General features: G+C 60.4%; 2 protein-coding genes. Both read left to right on the forward strand.

Annotated elements, in window-relative coordinates; translation table 11 throughout:
* Positions 1 to 339 precede the first annotated feature (339 nt).
* Positions 340 to 16,074, forward strand: coding sequence for a LysM peptidoglycan-binding domain-containing protein (locus SMA01S_RS14405; protein WP_066823618.1), 15,735 nt, complete (start codon positions 340 to 342; stop codon positions 16,072 to 16,074).
* Positions 16,071 to 16,868: a hypothetical protein gene (locus SMA01S_RS14410; protein WP_157093952.1), complete on the forward strand. Its 798-nt coding sequence runs from the start codon at positions 16,071 to 16,073 to the stop codon at positions 16,866 to 16,868. Before SMA01S_RS14405 ends, SMA01S_RS14410 begins: the two co-directional genes overlap by 4 nt.
* Positions 16,869 to 16,874 lie beyond the last annotated feature (6 nt).

Raw genomic sequence — 16,874 nt, forward strand, 5'->3', positions numbered from 1 at the left:
GTCAGTGTTTCGGGCTGAACGTTTATTCCCAACATGTAAATGGGCTGCTTGAGAAAGTGATGGCCCTGCGGCGGTGAGGGAAGCCGATAAGGGCTGGCTTGAGCAGCGCTGGAGCCGGGAAAGGCAGGGGCCAGGAGCTTGAGCTTGCCGTGATGGCCGGGCTCCGAGCCAGGTGGCAACCCGGGTTGCAGGGGCCATTCGCCAGCAATGACTGGTGCAAACACCATTCGGCAGTTTGATTCAGCCGACAAATTTTTCCCTAAACTATCGTCGGATCGTCCCGACAAAACTCGTGAACGGCGGGGTGTGCCCTGCCTGATCAGAGCTGGGGTAGATCAGATGGTAGCGATTTTCACGGGTCTTGGTGCGGGTGCCGAGCGTGGATCGGGCAACGTTTTGGGTGCGGCGGGGTTGCTTGGCGGGAGCTCGCTGGGTCGGTCGGCGGAGCAGGTGCTCTTGAACGCTGCGACCGGCAATCTGATGATCCAGCAGAAGGACGAGATGCTGGTCGGACTGGGCCCAGATGCGTCGGTCGCGCGGACCTATAACAGCCTGGGTGATCTGTCCGACGAGAATGGCGACAATTGGCGGCAATCGACCGACCGGCGGATCTATGGCCTGACCGGCACGGTCAACGCGGCCGGCAGCACGGTCAAGCGCGTGTCGGCCGATGGTTCTGAGATCACCTATGGCTGGGACACCACCAAAAGTGCGTATGTCGCCAAAGACGGGTCGGGGGCGTATGACACGCTGACCTGGAATGCGGGGACCTCGGCCTGGACCTGGACCGACGGCAGCAGTCAGCTGACCGAGACCTATGGTCAGGCGTCCGGCAGCCAGTATCTGATCACCAGGCAGACCGACACCAGCGGCAACGCGGTCACCTTCAGCTATGTCGCGGGCACCAGCCATCTCGACAAGGTGACGACCGCCGACGGCAGCGGCACGCAATATCTGCAGTACAGTTGGTCGGGCAACAACATCACCCAGATCACCACCGGCTATACCGATCTCGTCACCTCGACCGCCAGGACGCTGACCCGCACGCGTTACACCTATGACGGCTCCAACCGGCTGAGCACCGTCACGGTCGATCTGTCGCCCAACGACAACAGCATCGCCGACGGCAAGGTCTATACGACCAGCTACACCTATGTCGGCGCGACCAAGATGGTCGCGACGATCACCGAGACCGACGGCTCGTCGCTGACGATCGGTTATGACGGCTCGAACCGCGTCCATACCCTGACCCAGGCGGTCGCCGGCAGCACCACGCGTATTACGACGATCGATTATTATACGGGATATTCGACCGTCACCGATGCCACCGGCCAGGTGACGCGGCTCGATTATGACGCGAACGACAACCTGACAAAGATCACCGCGCCCGCAGCCTCGGCTGGTCTCGCTCCACAGGTGACCAGGTTCACCTATGACGCCGGCGGCAATGTCACCAGCGTCGTCGATCCGCTCGGCAACACGACCGGCTATTCGAACTTCACCGCTAATGGTGTTGCCCAGACCATTACCGATCCGCTCGGCAACGTCACCACGCGCACCTATGGCTCGAAGAACGAGCTCCTCACCGAGACGGTGACCGGAGACGATCAGGCGGGTTCCGGCCAGTCGCATACGACGCGATACGTTTACGACACGTATGACCGCCTCGCATTCTCGCTCACCGCCGACGGCAATGTCGTCGAACATCGCTACGTCCAGGCCGGCGAATGGCAGACCCTGACCTATGTCGGACAAGTCTACAATCTGAGCGGTTTGACCTCGAGCCAGGCACCGACGCTTGCCCAGATGACCTCCTGGGTGACGGGGCTGACCGACCCGACCGCGGTCAACCAGCGCCAGATCAGCTATGACGCGCGTGGTAACATCATCAATGTCATCGACTATGGCAAGTCGACTTCGCCAGGGAGTGGTGCCACCGCCAACGGCTACAGCTACACGGATTACGTCTACGACCAGGCCGGTCAGCTCCTGTCGCGCCGGGACTATCAGCATACCGCCGAGACGTTCGTTTATGACGGCCTTGGCCGGGTCGTCGCGTCGGTCGATCTCCAGGGCAGCACGACCAGCGTGCTGTTCGATGACGCCAACGCGAAGACGATCGTCACACTCGCCAACGGCCTTACCCAGACCTCTACCTACAACAAGGCCGGCGATCTCATCGCCTCCACACAGTCGGCAGCCGCCACTGTCGGCACCAATCTGAAGCCGGACCTCACGAACGCGAGCCAGTGGACGAAGGGCAACGTCACGGCGACTGCGGCCGGCACTATCGGCGGGGAGCCCGCGACCCAGTTTACGACCCAGACGACCGGTGCCGGAGCATCGCTTGCAGCGGGTTCGTTTACAGTTGCAGCCGGCGACACGATGACCTGGGAGGTCACGATCAAGGGCGCAGGCACGACCCTCCAGGACTCGCTGGGCTTCTATGGTTCGGCCTCGGGCTGGGGCGATACCACCAATACCACGGCGACCGTCCTCTCGGGACCGGGTTCGTTCACGGGCCAATATTATTCGCTGTGGGCGATCGGCAACCTCTCGACGACCACCGAAACGCGTGTCCGGATTACGCGCACGTTTACGCAAGCCGAAACGGTCAACGCCTATTTCTACGTCAAGACCTCGGGTAGCGGCACGACGGCGGGCGATTCGGTAATCCTGGCCTCGCCCAATATCGTCAAGACCGCGGCTGCTACTATCGGCACCAACCTCAAGCCCGATCTGTCCAATGCGAGCCAGTGGGCCAAGAGTAACGTCACGGCAACCTCGGCGGGCACGATCGGAGGTGCGCCGGCCACACAGTTCACAACTGGTACCGGCGGTGGCGCTCTCACGACAGGCACGTTCGCGGTTGCTGCCGGCGACACAATGACGTTCGAAGTCACGCTCAAGGGATCGGGCACAACCCTCCAGGACATGCTGGGATTCTACGGTTCGGCATCGGGGTGGGGCGATACCGCCCATACGACCGCGACGATCGTGTCCGGGCCGGGTTCGTTCACCGGCCAATATCTTTCGCTGTGGACGATCGGCAACCTGTCGACGACCACCGAAACACGCGTCCGGATCACCCGGACCTTCACCCAGCCTGAAACGGTCTACGGCTATTTCTACGTCAAGACTTCGAGTGGCGGCGCGGCGGGCGATTCCGTCATCCTGGCCTCGCCCAATATCGTCAAGACGACGGCGGCCGATCCGCAGGTGACGGTCGCGACATCGACCTATGGCTACGACCAGCTCGGGCGTTTGCGGATCGCAACTGACGCGACCCAGCACAACAGCTACATGATCTACGACAATGCCGGCAGAAAGGTCGGCGATGTCGATCATTACGGCATGCTGACTGAATATAAGTACGACGCCGACAATCGGATCATCGCGACAATTCGCTATGCAACCGCGCTGACGTCGACCCAGCTGACGACCCTCCAGAACCCAACTTCTTCGTTCGATCTGGCGACCAACCGTCCTGCTGACAATGCCGGCGATCTGTGGACATTCAATGTCTACGACAAGGATGGCCAACGGGTCGAGACGATCGACGGCGCGGGTGACGCGACCGCCTATAGTTATGACGCGTCGAGCAAGCTCATCGGCACAACGGCCTATGCCAACAAGCTGACCGCCACGCAGATCGCCAACCTCAAGACGGCTGTGTCGGCCGTCAACCTCAAGCCCGACCTGTCGAACACGAGTCAGTGGGGGCTCTCGGGCCTCACCCGGACCGGGACGGGTCCCTATACGTTCACGGCAACCGGTACGGCCGGAAACTTGTGGGCCGGCAACTTCACCGTGGCGGCAGGCGACACGCTGACCTGGGAGGTCACCGTGAGGGGCGCGGGCTCAATCCCCACGCTCACCGACGCGCTCGGGTTCAACACGGCGAGCGGCTGGGGCGACAGCACCAACGTAACCGCCACGATCCTGTCCGGTCCCGGCTCGATCACCGTGAACACCAACAGCCCCGTCACCCTGACCGGCCTTCAGACCAACGCCGATACGCGAATCCGGATCACACGCACCTTCGCGACCGCGACATCGGCAAGCGCGTACTTCTATCTCAAGGGGGTCAATAGCGCGACCGCCGGCGATGCCGTCTCCCTGTCCGCGCCGTCCATCTCGCTCGCGCCCAGTTCCACCCTGACGCTTCCGACCGCAGATGCCACGCACGACAAGACCGCGCGGATCTTCTACGACAAGACTGGCCGCGTAGTCGGTACGCTAGACGGCGAGGGATTTCTCTCGACGATCACCTATGATGCCGGTGGGTTCAAGATCGCCGAGACGGCCTATGCGAACAAGCCGGCGAACGGGGCGACGGCGTCGTTCGCGACTCTGTCCACCGGGACCAGCGCGGCCGATCGCACGACCCATTACGTTTACGACAATCAGGGTCTGCTGGCCTTCGTCGTCGACGCGCAGAATCACGTCACCGAATATGTCTATCCCGGGCAGAGTCTGGCGGACACCATCGGCAAGACGCGGACAACCATCCAATATGCCGGCACGATCGCAACGCCGAGTGCCTGGACGGTCACCGCTGTCCGGTCGGCGATCAATGCGGTCAGTGGGCTGTCGACCAACGCCGCCAATCGTTCAAGCTGGGCGATCTACGACGCCCATGAGAACCTGGCCTATTCGATCGACGCGACCGGCGCGGTTGTCGGCTATAAATATGACGCCATGGGTCACTTCATCAAGACGACCCGTTATGCAACACTCCGGGCGACCACCACGCTTCCGAACACCAGCGACATGGACAGCTGGGTGACGGCTTATGCGAGCGCCGCCAACGATCGCACCACACGCAGCTATTATGACGCGCGCGGTGATCTCACCTTCACGATCGATGGTGAGGGCTATGTCACGCGGTACGATTATGATGCCGAGGACCGGCAGGTCGGGACAGTGCGCTGGGACAATCCCGTCTCGCTCGCGTCGGTTACTGACGCTACCCTCATCACCGACATCCCGGCGCTCGTCTCGGGCACTTATACGGCGACCGCGACCAGCTACGACATGGATGGGCGCGTTGCGACCACGACTGATGGCGTCGGAGCGGTCACCAGTTACGTCTACAATGCCAATGGCACGCTCAGCACCAAGACCGAAGGTTATGGCACTTCGGATGCGGCCCAGACCTATTACGTCTATGATGCCGCCGGGCGCGTCGTCTCGCGCTACGATGCTTATGGATCGAGCGACGTCACCCAGACCCAGTTCACCTATGACGCCTTCGGTCAGGTCACCTCGGTCACCGATCCGGTCGGCAATAAAAGCTACACCTATTACGATCGCTTAGGCCAGATCGTCGCCACGCTCGATGCCGAGAACAACGCGACCGAGACCAGCTACAACGCTTTTGGCGAGGTTACATCCGTCGTCCGGCGCGGTAATCCGGGAAGCGGATCAGTCAGCGCCTACAACGCGCCGACACCGGACTCGGCGCGCGACGCGGTCACCAAGCTCTATTACGACACCCTGGGTCGCGTGGCGCGCAAGGTCGATGCCGACGGCTATGAGACCGACACCGCTTATACGGTGATGGGCGATGTCGCGTCGGTTTCCCGGTACAGAACCAACCTTTGGCCAGCCGATCTAACGTCTGTGGTTCATACCAATTCGACGATAGCGGGCGCGCCGGCGCCTAACGACACCATTAATGGTGCGCCGGCTTATAATTTGGCGGTTTCGGCGGGCGGCGCGCCTGGGACCATGACCTCGACCGCCACCCCGGTCGCCAACGGGCAATCGGTAACCTTCTCCTTCTGGATCAAGAAGGGCACGGTCGACTTCGCCGCTTTCGGGATCAGGAGCTCGACGACCCCGATCTGGGGGGACAGCAGCGATACCGCAGTCGTCATGAGCGGCGGCGGCACGATCAGCCAGTATAACGGTCTGTGGTCGATCGCTGGCCTCGATGCCAACCAGCCCACATTGGTGGTGGTCACGCGCACTTTCCACGCTGACGCTACCGCATCGGTCTATCTCTACGCGGGAACCAATACCGCGACGGCGGCGGCCGGCGATTCGATCGTGGTGGCCGATCTGCAGGCTTCGGTCGCGACCACCACCAAATTCACCTATGACGCGGATGGCCGGGTCCTGACCATGACCGACGCGCTCAACCAGACCGAGACGTATACGCTCAACGCGTTCGGCGAGCGCCAGACCGCGATCAATGCGATCAACACAGTCACGACCTATAATTATGATCATCGCGGCCTGCTGAAGAGCCAGGTGGTGGATTCCGGGAGCGGCGGTAAGGCGATCACCAGCAGCTTCAGCTATGATGCAATGGGCCATCAAGTCCTAACGACCGATGCCCTCAATAATCCAAGCTCGATCGTCTATGATCGCGATGGACGCGTCATCCAGACGATCGACGCGCTGTCGAACTCGACCTTCTACACTTATGATCGTCGCGGCAATCTGGTCACGGTCAAGGATGCGCTGAACAACATCACCCGCCGCGCGTACGACAAGCTCGACCGGCTGATCTACACCGTCGATCCGCTCGGGAACGTCACCCAGAACAGCTATGACAGCGATGGCCGGATCATCGCGACCCGCGCTTACGCTACCCCGATCTCGCTCACCGGCCTGTCGACCGCGCCCAGCGTCAGTGACATCCAGCCGCTGGTCACCTCAAACAGCAGTGCCGACGAACAGACGCGGTCGGTCTATGACGGCATCGGGCGGCTGCGCTATACGGTCGATCCCGGCAATTTCCTGACCGAATATGATTATGATGCGCGCGGCAATGTCATCCGCCGCATTGCCTATACCACAGCGATCACCCCGGCTGCGACCTACACTCTTTCGGCGATCCAGTCGCAGATCAGCGCGATGAGCAGCGCCGCCAAGGCGGCGGCGCGCATCACCCGCAATGTCTATAGCACGGGCGGGAAACTCACCTACACGATCGACGCGCTCGGCGGCGTCGTCGCTTATACGTATGACGCGTTCGGCAACACGGTGAAGGAGGTGCACCTCCTCGCGGCCTACACCGCGACCGATGACCCGACCGATCAGGCGATGGCGAGCTGGGTCGCGGCGAACGGCAGCACCAGCGATCGCGTCACCCGCGCCATCTACGACCAGAACGGCCAGCTCCGCTTCGCGATCGATGCCGAGCAGTTCGTCACCCAATATACCTATGACGCCATCGGCAATGTGCGGTTCACCACGCGTTACGCCGACCGGTTCGACGGGCATGTCAATGCCGGCGTCGCTTATGCGGCCTTCACCGACGGCACGACTCTCGCCCAGGCATTGACCAATGTCGCCGTCACGCAGAGCGCCGCTGCGGCGGTGACCGAGCGCCAATATGACAGCGCCGGGCGGCTCTACAAGACGATCGACCCGATCGGCATGGTGACGTTGCTCACCCTCGACAAGCTCGGCCGCGCGGTCTCCACCGAAGTGGCGAGCGGCACCCAGGATGCGAGCGTCACCACCCGGACGTTCGACGCGGTCGGCCATGTCATCTCGGTGACGCGTGCGGCAGGCCAGGCGGAAGCGAGCACCACCACGTCACGCTACGATGCGCTCGGCCGGCTGACCGGGACGCTCGACGGCAATGGCAGCCTCCAGCTGGCAGCGCTCGGATCCAACCCGAGCCAGGCGCAGGTCGACAATGTCTATGCCATCTATGGCACGACCTATGGCTATGATGCCGCCGGCAATGTGGTGACGACGACGGTCGCGCTCGACGCCGGCACCAGCGCGGTCACGACCAAGACCTATGATGCGTTCGGCAATGTCGTGAAGCTGGTCGATCCGCGCAACAATGCCGGATATTTCTATTACGACGCGCTCGACCGGCTGGTCTTGCAGATCGACCCCGAAGGCTATGCGACCGCGACCACCTATACCGCGTCGGGCAAGATCGACACGGTCACCCGCTATGCCGCCAAGCCGACCGGCACGCCGACCGTCACGACCCGTCCAACCATCGTCTCCACGACCGGGGTGAACACCGGCGGCGATGCGGTGTCTAGCTTCATCTACGACAAGCTCGACCACGTCACCGACACGACCCAGGTCGTCGATGCCAATGTCGCGGACAATATCCTCGAGCATTTCCACTATAACGTGTTTGGCGACCGCGACACGGCCACCAGCAAGCTCGGCAGCCTCACCACCAACGTCTACGATAAGCGCGGGCTGCTGCTGAGTGAGACCATGCAGGTCGACGCGAGCACGACCATCACCAACACCTATGCCTATGACGCGCGCGGCAACAAGATCCGCGTGGTCGAGGCTGCGGGCCTGCCCGAGCAGCGCACCACCACTTACGATTATTATCTGAACGATCTGGTCAAGACCAAGACCGGCGACGCGGTTCCGGTCCAGAATGCCGACAATCTCGGCACCACCAACAAACCGGTGGTCGAGAGCTATCAATATGACCTTCGCGGCAACCTCATCAAGGTGACCGACGCGAACAATGCGAGCAGTTTCGTCTTCTACGACGACCTCGACCGAAAGAGCGCCGAGATCAGCGCGGTCGGCACGCTGACGACGCGCACGTTCGACGCATCGGGCAATATCAAGTCCCAGCGCGTCTATGCCACCCCCGTTTCCCTGCCAGGAACTCCCGGTGGCACACCGCCCGCAGGCACGGGTACGTATCGCGAGACGCGGCTCAACTATGACCGCAACAACCGCCTGACCTCAACGCTCGTCATCGGCGTGCAATATGGCGAATATGTCGGCGGCAACTACGTCTACGGCACGACCGACATCACGACGTTCACCAGCTACGACGCGGCGGGCAATGCGATCACGCAGACCGATGGCCGCGGCAACGTCACCTACACCTATTACAACAAGCTCGGCCAGAAGACCGCTCAGGTCGATGCCGCCAATTACCTGACGACCTGGGATCTTGACCATAACGGCAACGTCAAGAAAGAGACCCGTTTTGCAACACAGCTGATCGGTACGCCCGGCACCAGCACGGCACCGGCCGCGCCGGCCGCGTCGAACGACGACCGGATCACCACCTTCCTCTATGATCTCGCCGGACGGCGTGTTTCGGAAAGCAGGCTGAACCTCGCTGCCTCCTCGCTCGATGCCAATGGCGTGCTGAGCACGAGCTCGGCCGCCTCGACTATCACCTACACCTACAATGGCCTCGGCCAGGTCTTGCAGAAGACCGAGGCGAACGGAGATTACACCAAGCAGGGCTATGACCTGCTCGGGCGGGTCAAGCACACCGAGCAGAACGCATTCGTCGATTATCGTGGCGTAACAGTCACGCCCTCGACCGACATGACCTATAACGGCCTGAACGAAGTAGTGACCACGACCGTCCATGGTGACGGTACTGCTTCGGCCCCCGATCGCGTCACTACCAATGCCTATGGCAAAGGCGGCCGGCTGACGAGCGTCACCGATTCCACCAACTTCGCCACCAGCTATTTCTACGACAATGCCGGCAACGTCGTGGCGCAGACTTATGGGCGTCTCAAGGCCAACGGCACGACGGAAAGCGACGGCGTCTTCATCACCTATGACGCAGCTGGCCGCGAGACCAGCCGCAAATCAGGCGTGCTGAGCGGCGGCACCTGGACCTATGGCGACACCACCGACGAATATTACGACGCCTTTGGCGAGGTGATCGCGCGCGGCACCAATTCGGGCGGCAATATCGCCAATGCCCAGGAATTTGCCGAATACGACAATGCCGGACATGTGTGGCGCACCAATTTCAACGATGGCGTCACCAAGGCCTATGTCTATGATCGCAGCGGCAACGCCACGATGCTGCTCCAGGGCACCGGCACCGTAAACCTCAAGAACTACACCAGTCTCAGCGCGCTGCTCGCCGACCAAAGCGGCGCCATCACGCAGACCATCAGTGTGTTCGACAAGCGCAACCAGCTCACCGATACCATCCAGCCCGCCAGCAACAACGCAGGCGCCAATCCGATCCATGCCGTGCAGGTCGATACCACCGGATCAGGCGGAACCACGTTCTACAATTCCAGTGCGAACGCCGTGTCTGCCAGTAATGCGGTGGCGACTGGCGCGGCCGGCAGCCTCGTGACGGAAAGTCCCGATGCCCGCGTATCCCCAAGCAAGGCCGACGCAATCACTGCTTTAGCCAGCGTTGAGCACGGATGGGCCGGCTTTCATACCTACGATTATCGGCGGCTCGAAATCGATCTCAATAGCGCGACCTTATACGGAAGTGGTACGGTTCATGTTTCTGTCACGAAGTCGGGCGTGACCACTTATCTTGGTGACTTCTACCAAGGACAATTTTGGATCGCTGACACTAAAGATAGCCCATACAGCGGCGGGTTTGTGTTCCCTGATGGCGATGTAACTTTCAATATCTATCAGGATGTATTCACCGGACAGGTGAATATCGCGCAAATATCGATGAATATCGACGTGCCTCCTATTCCAAACAAGGGGGACGACGGTCCCAACGAATCCGACAGTTATGGCTCCGCGACGCCGCCCCCTTTGCTGCAGTTCCCTCTGGAAAATGCCAGCGCCACTGCGCTGCGTATGTTCGTCAGACCGACGGGATCCACCGGCGCCTACACTGAATTGAACGCGACCCAATTCCAGAACTCAGCCGGCGCCACGATTGCAGGCTGGTTTACTTACGATCTGACGCAACCTCCGTTCAATAACCTGGCGGCCAATAGTAGCTGGGAAATCAAGTACTTCGCGATGGATGCCGGTGGCCACATCTATGATGCGAAGCAGGGAACGTTGTCGGTCGATGCGGCGGGCACTCCGAGCACGCGCTTCGATCCCGCGGCAGTGGGCGGGCCCGGCCAGGCGATGCTGACCAACGGCGGCGGCCACGACCTGCTAGTCCTGTCAGGCTTGCCGGGCAACGCGGTCAGCGGTCGCATCCTCTATCGTGCTGCCGGCAGCTCGAACGGCTGGTCGGTCCGCAATATCGATTCCACTGCGGCGTTCGGACAGCAGGGTTTGAAGTCGGTCGACGTGACCGGGATCAACGGATCAATGGAATATTGGGTCGAGCTGAACGACGCTACCGGCAATCTGCTACAGGTGCCCGACATCGGCGGTATCCTAAGGACGGTTCGGAGCTTTGGCACGTTCACCGTCGGCGGTGAGGCATCCGTCCTGACGCAATCCTATGAAGCCTCGCACGCCGTTCAGTTGAATCCGCCGTCCGGCGTGACAGTCACGAAGCAGCAATTCCGCTACTACCAGAATGGCGCTTGGTCGTCCTGGATCGTCCAGAACAGCGGCGGCAGTTGGACCTATGATGCGGCGGCGCTGGCTGATTTCTACAGCAATCGTAGCTATCAGATTCAGTACGAGACCTATAACGGCTCGACGCTCGTCTCCCAGGCCACCGGCACGCTGAACCTCGGCTATAATGGCCAGAGCGTGAGCGGCTTCACCAATACGGTGGGGTCGCCGGCCAAGGTCGTCTTCACGCCGCAGCAGTCCAGTGCGACTACGCTTAAAATCTATTGGCGCGATGCTGGCACGACCGGTGCGTTCAGCGCCTCGACCATCACCAAGGGCGGCGATGGCGTGTTCGCCTGGGACGTCGATGCCGCGGGCGCGCGGCCGGCGAGCGGCACGCGCACTCTCGAATATTATTACGATGCCTATGCGAGCGACGGCAGCAAGTTGCCGCCGCTCAACGGTGATGACCATGTCCGCGGTATCCTGGCGTTGGGTAGTGACAGCTACACCAACCCCCAGAACCATGAGACCCGCTGGGTGATCGATACCAAGGCGGCATCGCAATATCTCATCCATCGCGCGCAGAACTACAATGCGTTCGGCGAGATATCGTCGGAGGTCGACGGCAAATCGGCGACGACAAGCCTTTACTACAATACGCTCGGCAAGCTCACCAAGAAGGTCAGCCCGCAGGTTCAGGTAACCGATGAGGCCGGCAACACCACCCTGCAAAGTCCGACGGAGACCTATTTCTACGACGTTTCCGGCCGCCTCATGGGCAAGCGCGATGCCAACAGCAATCTCGCTAATGGCCCAATCTCGCGAGAAACCCTGCTGGCCGGAAGCGGGCATGGCGGTGCCGACGCGCGCACGCTCATCCAATACAATCCCGATGGCACGCACAAGACGTTCGGCTACGACATCTTCGGCGATCTGCGGACCTCGACCGACGAACTGAACGCGACCACGAACAACACCTACAACAAGGCCGGTCGGCTCATCGAGGTCGACCACCCCATGCGGGTCGGCGGCAATTCCAACGGCGTCCAGCTGAAGGACTATTACGGCTATGACGGCCTGGGCCAGCGCATCACCCACACCAATTCGCTCTACGGGGCTTCGATTGTCGAGAAGACCGATTACGACAATAAGGGTCGGGTAACCACGACCACGAACTTTGCCGGTCTTACCACGAACTATGCCTATGTCTGGTATGGCGTCCCAGGCGGCCAGATCGTGACGACGGGCCTTGGCAATTTCGGCGGTTGGCAGACCATAACCACCAACGCCGCCGGCCTCACCTCCTATGAGAATGACGGACTGTTCGGGCAAATGGTGTGGCGCCAGGATTTCGGCGGCCACACCTTTGGCTACGGCTACGATCTCGCCGGCCATCTCGTCCAGCAGACCGGCTCGACCGGGCAATCGGTCTCCTACACTTATTACACCAACGGTTATGTCTCGAGCATCACCGACAATGCCCTGAAGATGAAGTCGACCTTCGAATATGACAGCGAAGGCAACCGCACGCTCGAAACCTATAACAGCACAGATGCGGCACCCCGTTTCTATCAGAATGCGGCCGTCAGCTACGATGCGCTTGGCCGTATCACCGAGTTCAAGGACGCCAAGGCCGACATCACCTATAAATATGACGCCAATGGCAATCGCCGGGAGGTGAAGAGCGTCTATACGGACGGCATCAATGGTGCGGTCGTGCCTCCGCAGGACTATTGGTACAAATATGACAGCATGGACCGCTTCACCCTGACCATGGGGACGCTGTCCGGGGGTGTCATCACGACCGGCGCTGTAGGCGTCGCGATCGGCTATGACGCGGCGGGCAATCGCCAGACCGCGACCTATGGTTATGACGGCCATACCGAAGTCTACAGCTACACGACCGACGGCTTCCTCGAGAATACGACGATCGGCGGCGTGCTGCGCGCGAAGCGCACCAACGACGCGTTGGGTCGGGTAACCACCTACAACCAATATACCGCTTCCGCCGGGAATGACCTATCGCGGTCGATGACATACGACCGGGCGAACCGGGTCACCGACGAAACCGATGTGGACTACACCAACGGCAACGTCACGACGACGCTCCACAACGACTACCGGCTCTATGTCGCGGGCTCGGGCTATAGCGGCGCCGATCAGGGCGTGCTGACGCATACGCAGGCGGTCAAGCAAGGCGTCACCACCCAGACCGATTATAGCTATCAATGGTGGGATGACGCCAAGCAGACGCGGATCACGATCGGCGCGACCGATCCATCCAATCCCAACACCGGCCAGTGGGGGAAGGGCTACACGCAGCTGAGCTATGATGTGAACGGCCATCTGGCGCAGGCGATCGACAATGCCGGCAATCGCGTGATGACCTATCAAAACGACGCCTATGGCCAGGTGCTCGTGCGCGAGGAGAAGCTCGGCACCACCCTCGGGCCGCGGCAGCTCTATTATTATTTCGATGGCCACCGTATCGGTGATGTTGGCAATAACGGACCTGCTCCCAGTCTGACCGACTATGCCCAGGCATTGGCGGCCGACCGCAGTGCTGCGCCGAGCAAGAACGGGTTCCGGTACGGCAAGCCAGTCGCTAGTGCCGATTTCGACCAGAACTTCCAGCCGATCAACGGCAGCTATCCCGACCAATCGGGGACGACCTACACCGTCCGCACCGGCGACAGCCTGCAGGCCATCGCCCAGACGGTCTGGGGCGACTCCAGCCTGTGGTATCTGATTGCCGATGCCAACGGCCTGACCGCGAGCACGTCGCTGGTCGCAGGGCAGACCCTGCAGATCCCGAACAAGGTCACCAATTTCCACAACAACGCCAACACCTACCGGGTTTACAATCCCGGCGAGGCGATTGGCGACACGCTGCCGACCTTGCCGCCGGAGCCGGCACCGCCAGCTGCGGCAAAAGGTAACAAGTGCGGCGCGTTTGGGCAGATCTTGCTCGTCGTGATCGCGGTTGCGGTCACGATTGCGACACACGGCGTCGGCGCGGGTTTTGCTTCGAGTCTCGGCTTGTCCGGCACTGCGGCCACGGTTGTCGCTGGTGCCACCACTGCAGTGTTGGGCAGCTTGGCCAGCCAAGTGGTTGGCGTAGCGACCGGCATCCAAAGCAGCTTCAGCTGGAAAGGCGTTGCTCTGGCCGCCATCGGTGGCGCCGTCGGCGGCGCGCTTCAGGGGGTGAACGCGTTCGGTACGACGGCTAGCGGGGCCCTGAAGGGTCTTCAGACTTTCGGCAATGATCTTGTTCGCGGCGCGCTCGGCAGCGCGATCAGCCAGGGCGTCGGCGTCGTGACCGGCTTGCAGAAGAACTTCGACTGGGTCGGCGTCGCGGCAGCAGGGATCGGCGCAGGAGTTGGCGGTGCCGTCGGGCGGTCGGTCGGGTTTGATCCCAAGCTGAAGGGTTTCAACCCCGGCAATGCGCTCAAGGGCGGAATCGCGGGTGCTGCGGACTCCATCGCTGAGGCCGCGACGCGCAGTCTCATCCAGGGCTCGGACTTCGGCGACAACGTATTAGCCTCACTGCCCAGCGTAGTCGGCAACACCATTGGCAGCCTAATCGGGAACGCGATTGGGGGCGGTGGCGATGTCGCCGCGAAACGGCGGGCCAAACCCGAGGACAAGACGCCAGTGGCGGGCAATGGGCCTTCCGTCGTCATCGATACATTGGACGATAAAGCTATTTCGCGGATCGACCCTTCAATCATGGCCACCGTGCAGGTGCTTGATGTTGGGCCTTTGCCTGACGACATCGTTATCACCGCGAGCCGCAAGGCACTAAGCGGCGAGGAGGAAGCCGCTGCCGCTGCCAGACGAGCCGCAGCCGACGCTCGCTCCGACGCGCTCGGTGGGAAATCGCCCGATGGCCTTCCCGCATTGGGGACTTTCACGGGCCTAAACTTTGATCCCAGTATTTCATTCGCTCAGGGTATCAGAAATGTCTATGGGCAAGGGATTGATACTCCCGGTTACTTTAAGGGATACGGGGTTAGACTGGGAGATCAGTTAAAGTCCTTCGCCGATCTAGACCGGGATGCACTCGCTGGCTTGGCGGGAGATCCTATGGCGCAACAAATGGCCATCACGATCTACCGCGGAGCGGCGGAGGGCAGCGAGTACGGGAAGCAGTTTTCGGATCTCGCCGACAAAGTTCAAGCTCTACACGACCGTGAGCAGCAAATTGGTGAACAAGGGGTCAGGGATCTCGGTGTCGGGCTTATGAAAGGCGAGTGGGAGGTCGCCAAGACTGTCACCTTAGTCGGGGGCGTGGCCGATCTCGGCTACCGTGCGTATAATGGCGAAAAGCTGAGTGCGATGGACGCCGTTACGCTGCTCCCAATAATTGGAAAGGGAATGGAGGCTGTTCGTATCGGCGAAGAAGGCTTGCGACTATCTCGCGAAGCGGCAGCGATAGATCGCGCCGCAGACAGTAGCGTCGTAGGGAAGGTTGGTCCCAAGCTTTCGGAGGTATTCAATCTTCGGCCGACTGAACGAGGGCAATGGGTCGAATCTTATCTTGCGAAAACTGAATACGGCGAGACGAACGGTTGGTATAACGTAGGTGCCGAAAAGAACGGCTATTTCCCGCTGGTCGACTTTCAGAACGGACAAAATTTGGTGAGCCTGAAAACGGTTGACACTGCTGGCTCCACATGGATGGCTCGCATGGAGGATCATATCGTTGACCTCGGAACTAACGGTGCAACGGTGAGTGGTAAGCCAGCAAATATGATACTGGATATGCGTGTGCAACCGGGAGGCGCAGCTGCTGCTCGCCCGCTAATTCAATTTGGTCGAGCCAACAATGTTACCGTCGTCGTTAAGGAGTTCAAATGAGTTCGCGCCTTGAGAAAATGACGATCGTCTTGTTTCTCGATGTATCATTCGATGAAAAGGTCATGGTTGGACGACAAAAGTTCGAGCATCCGACGCGCCAGCGCGGCATTAGTAACGACGTGATATTGCAAAAAATCGCGGATACTTGGCCGGGACTGGAGATCGATAGCCGCCTTAAAAAAACGGATGGCAGCAACGTTTCAGTTTCCGAGCTATGTAAGCGTTTAAAGTCAGGCGCAAAATGGGGTGGGCCATTACAGTTTGGCGGTTTGAAACTCCATGTCGCTGAACTGCCAGCTATGATGCAGACTGTCATCACGATCGAAGAAGTGAAGCCTGGGTCCGCTGGACTATGGGACGAATGGGTGCGGCCATTTTTGAATGAGGATAGCTTTGTTCAAGCCTGGATAGCAGACATTGATTACGACTATTGGCAAAATGCATCAGACCCGCTCGAGTATGAGGCTGTCGGCAAAGATTTTGCCAATTTGCCGATGAAGTCGAACGGACTCCCGTTCCCTTTGGAAGCCGAGGTAATCGATACCTCCCGCAATCCGGCACGGGTAGAAATTAAGCAAGGATACATAGAGGCGATCGGATCCAAGATGTGGATAGGGCATCAATTTTGGAGCCATGTCGGAAAAACGCCTAATTCAATCGATCTTACGACTGGAAAAATTACTGTTAGACCTATTGCGCCTAATGTAATCGAAATTCATTCTGATGAAGAATGTTTTAACGGCGGAGAAACATCCCAGGTGCAACAGAAGCTCCGCGAAATTCTCTACGAATAGTTTGAT

It is taken from the genome of Sphingomonas mali NBRC 15500, assembly GCF_001598415.1.
Classification (GTDB): Bacteria; Pseudomonadota; Alphaproteobacteria; order Sphingomonadales; family Sphingomonadaceae; genus Sphingomonas; species Sphingomonas mali.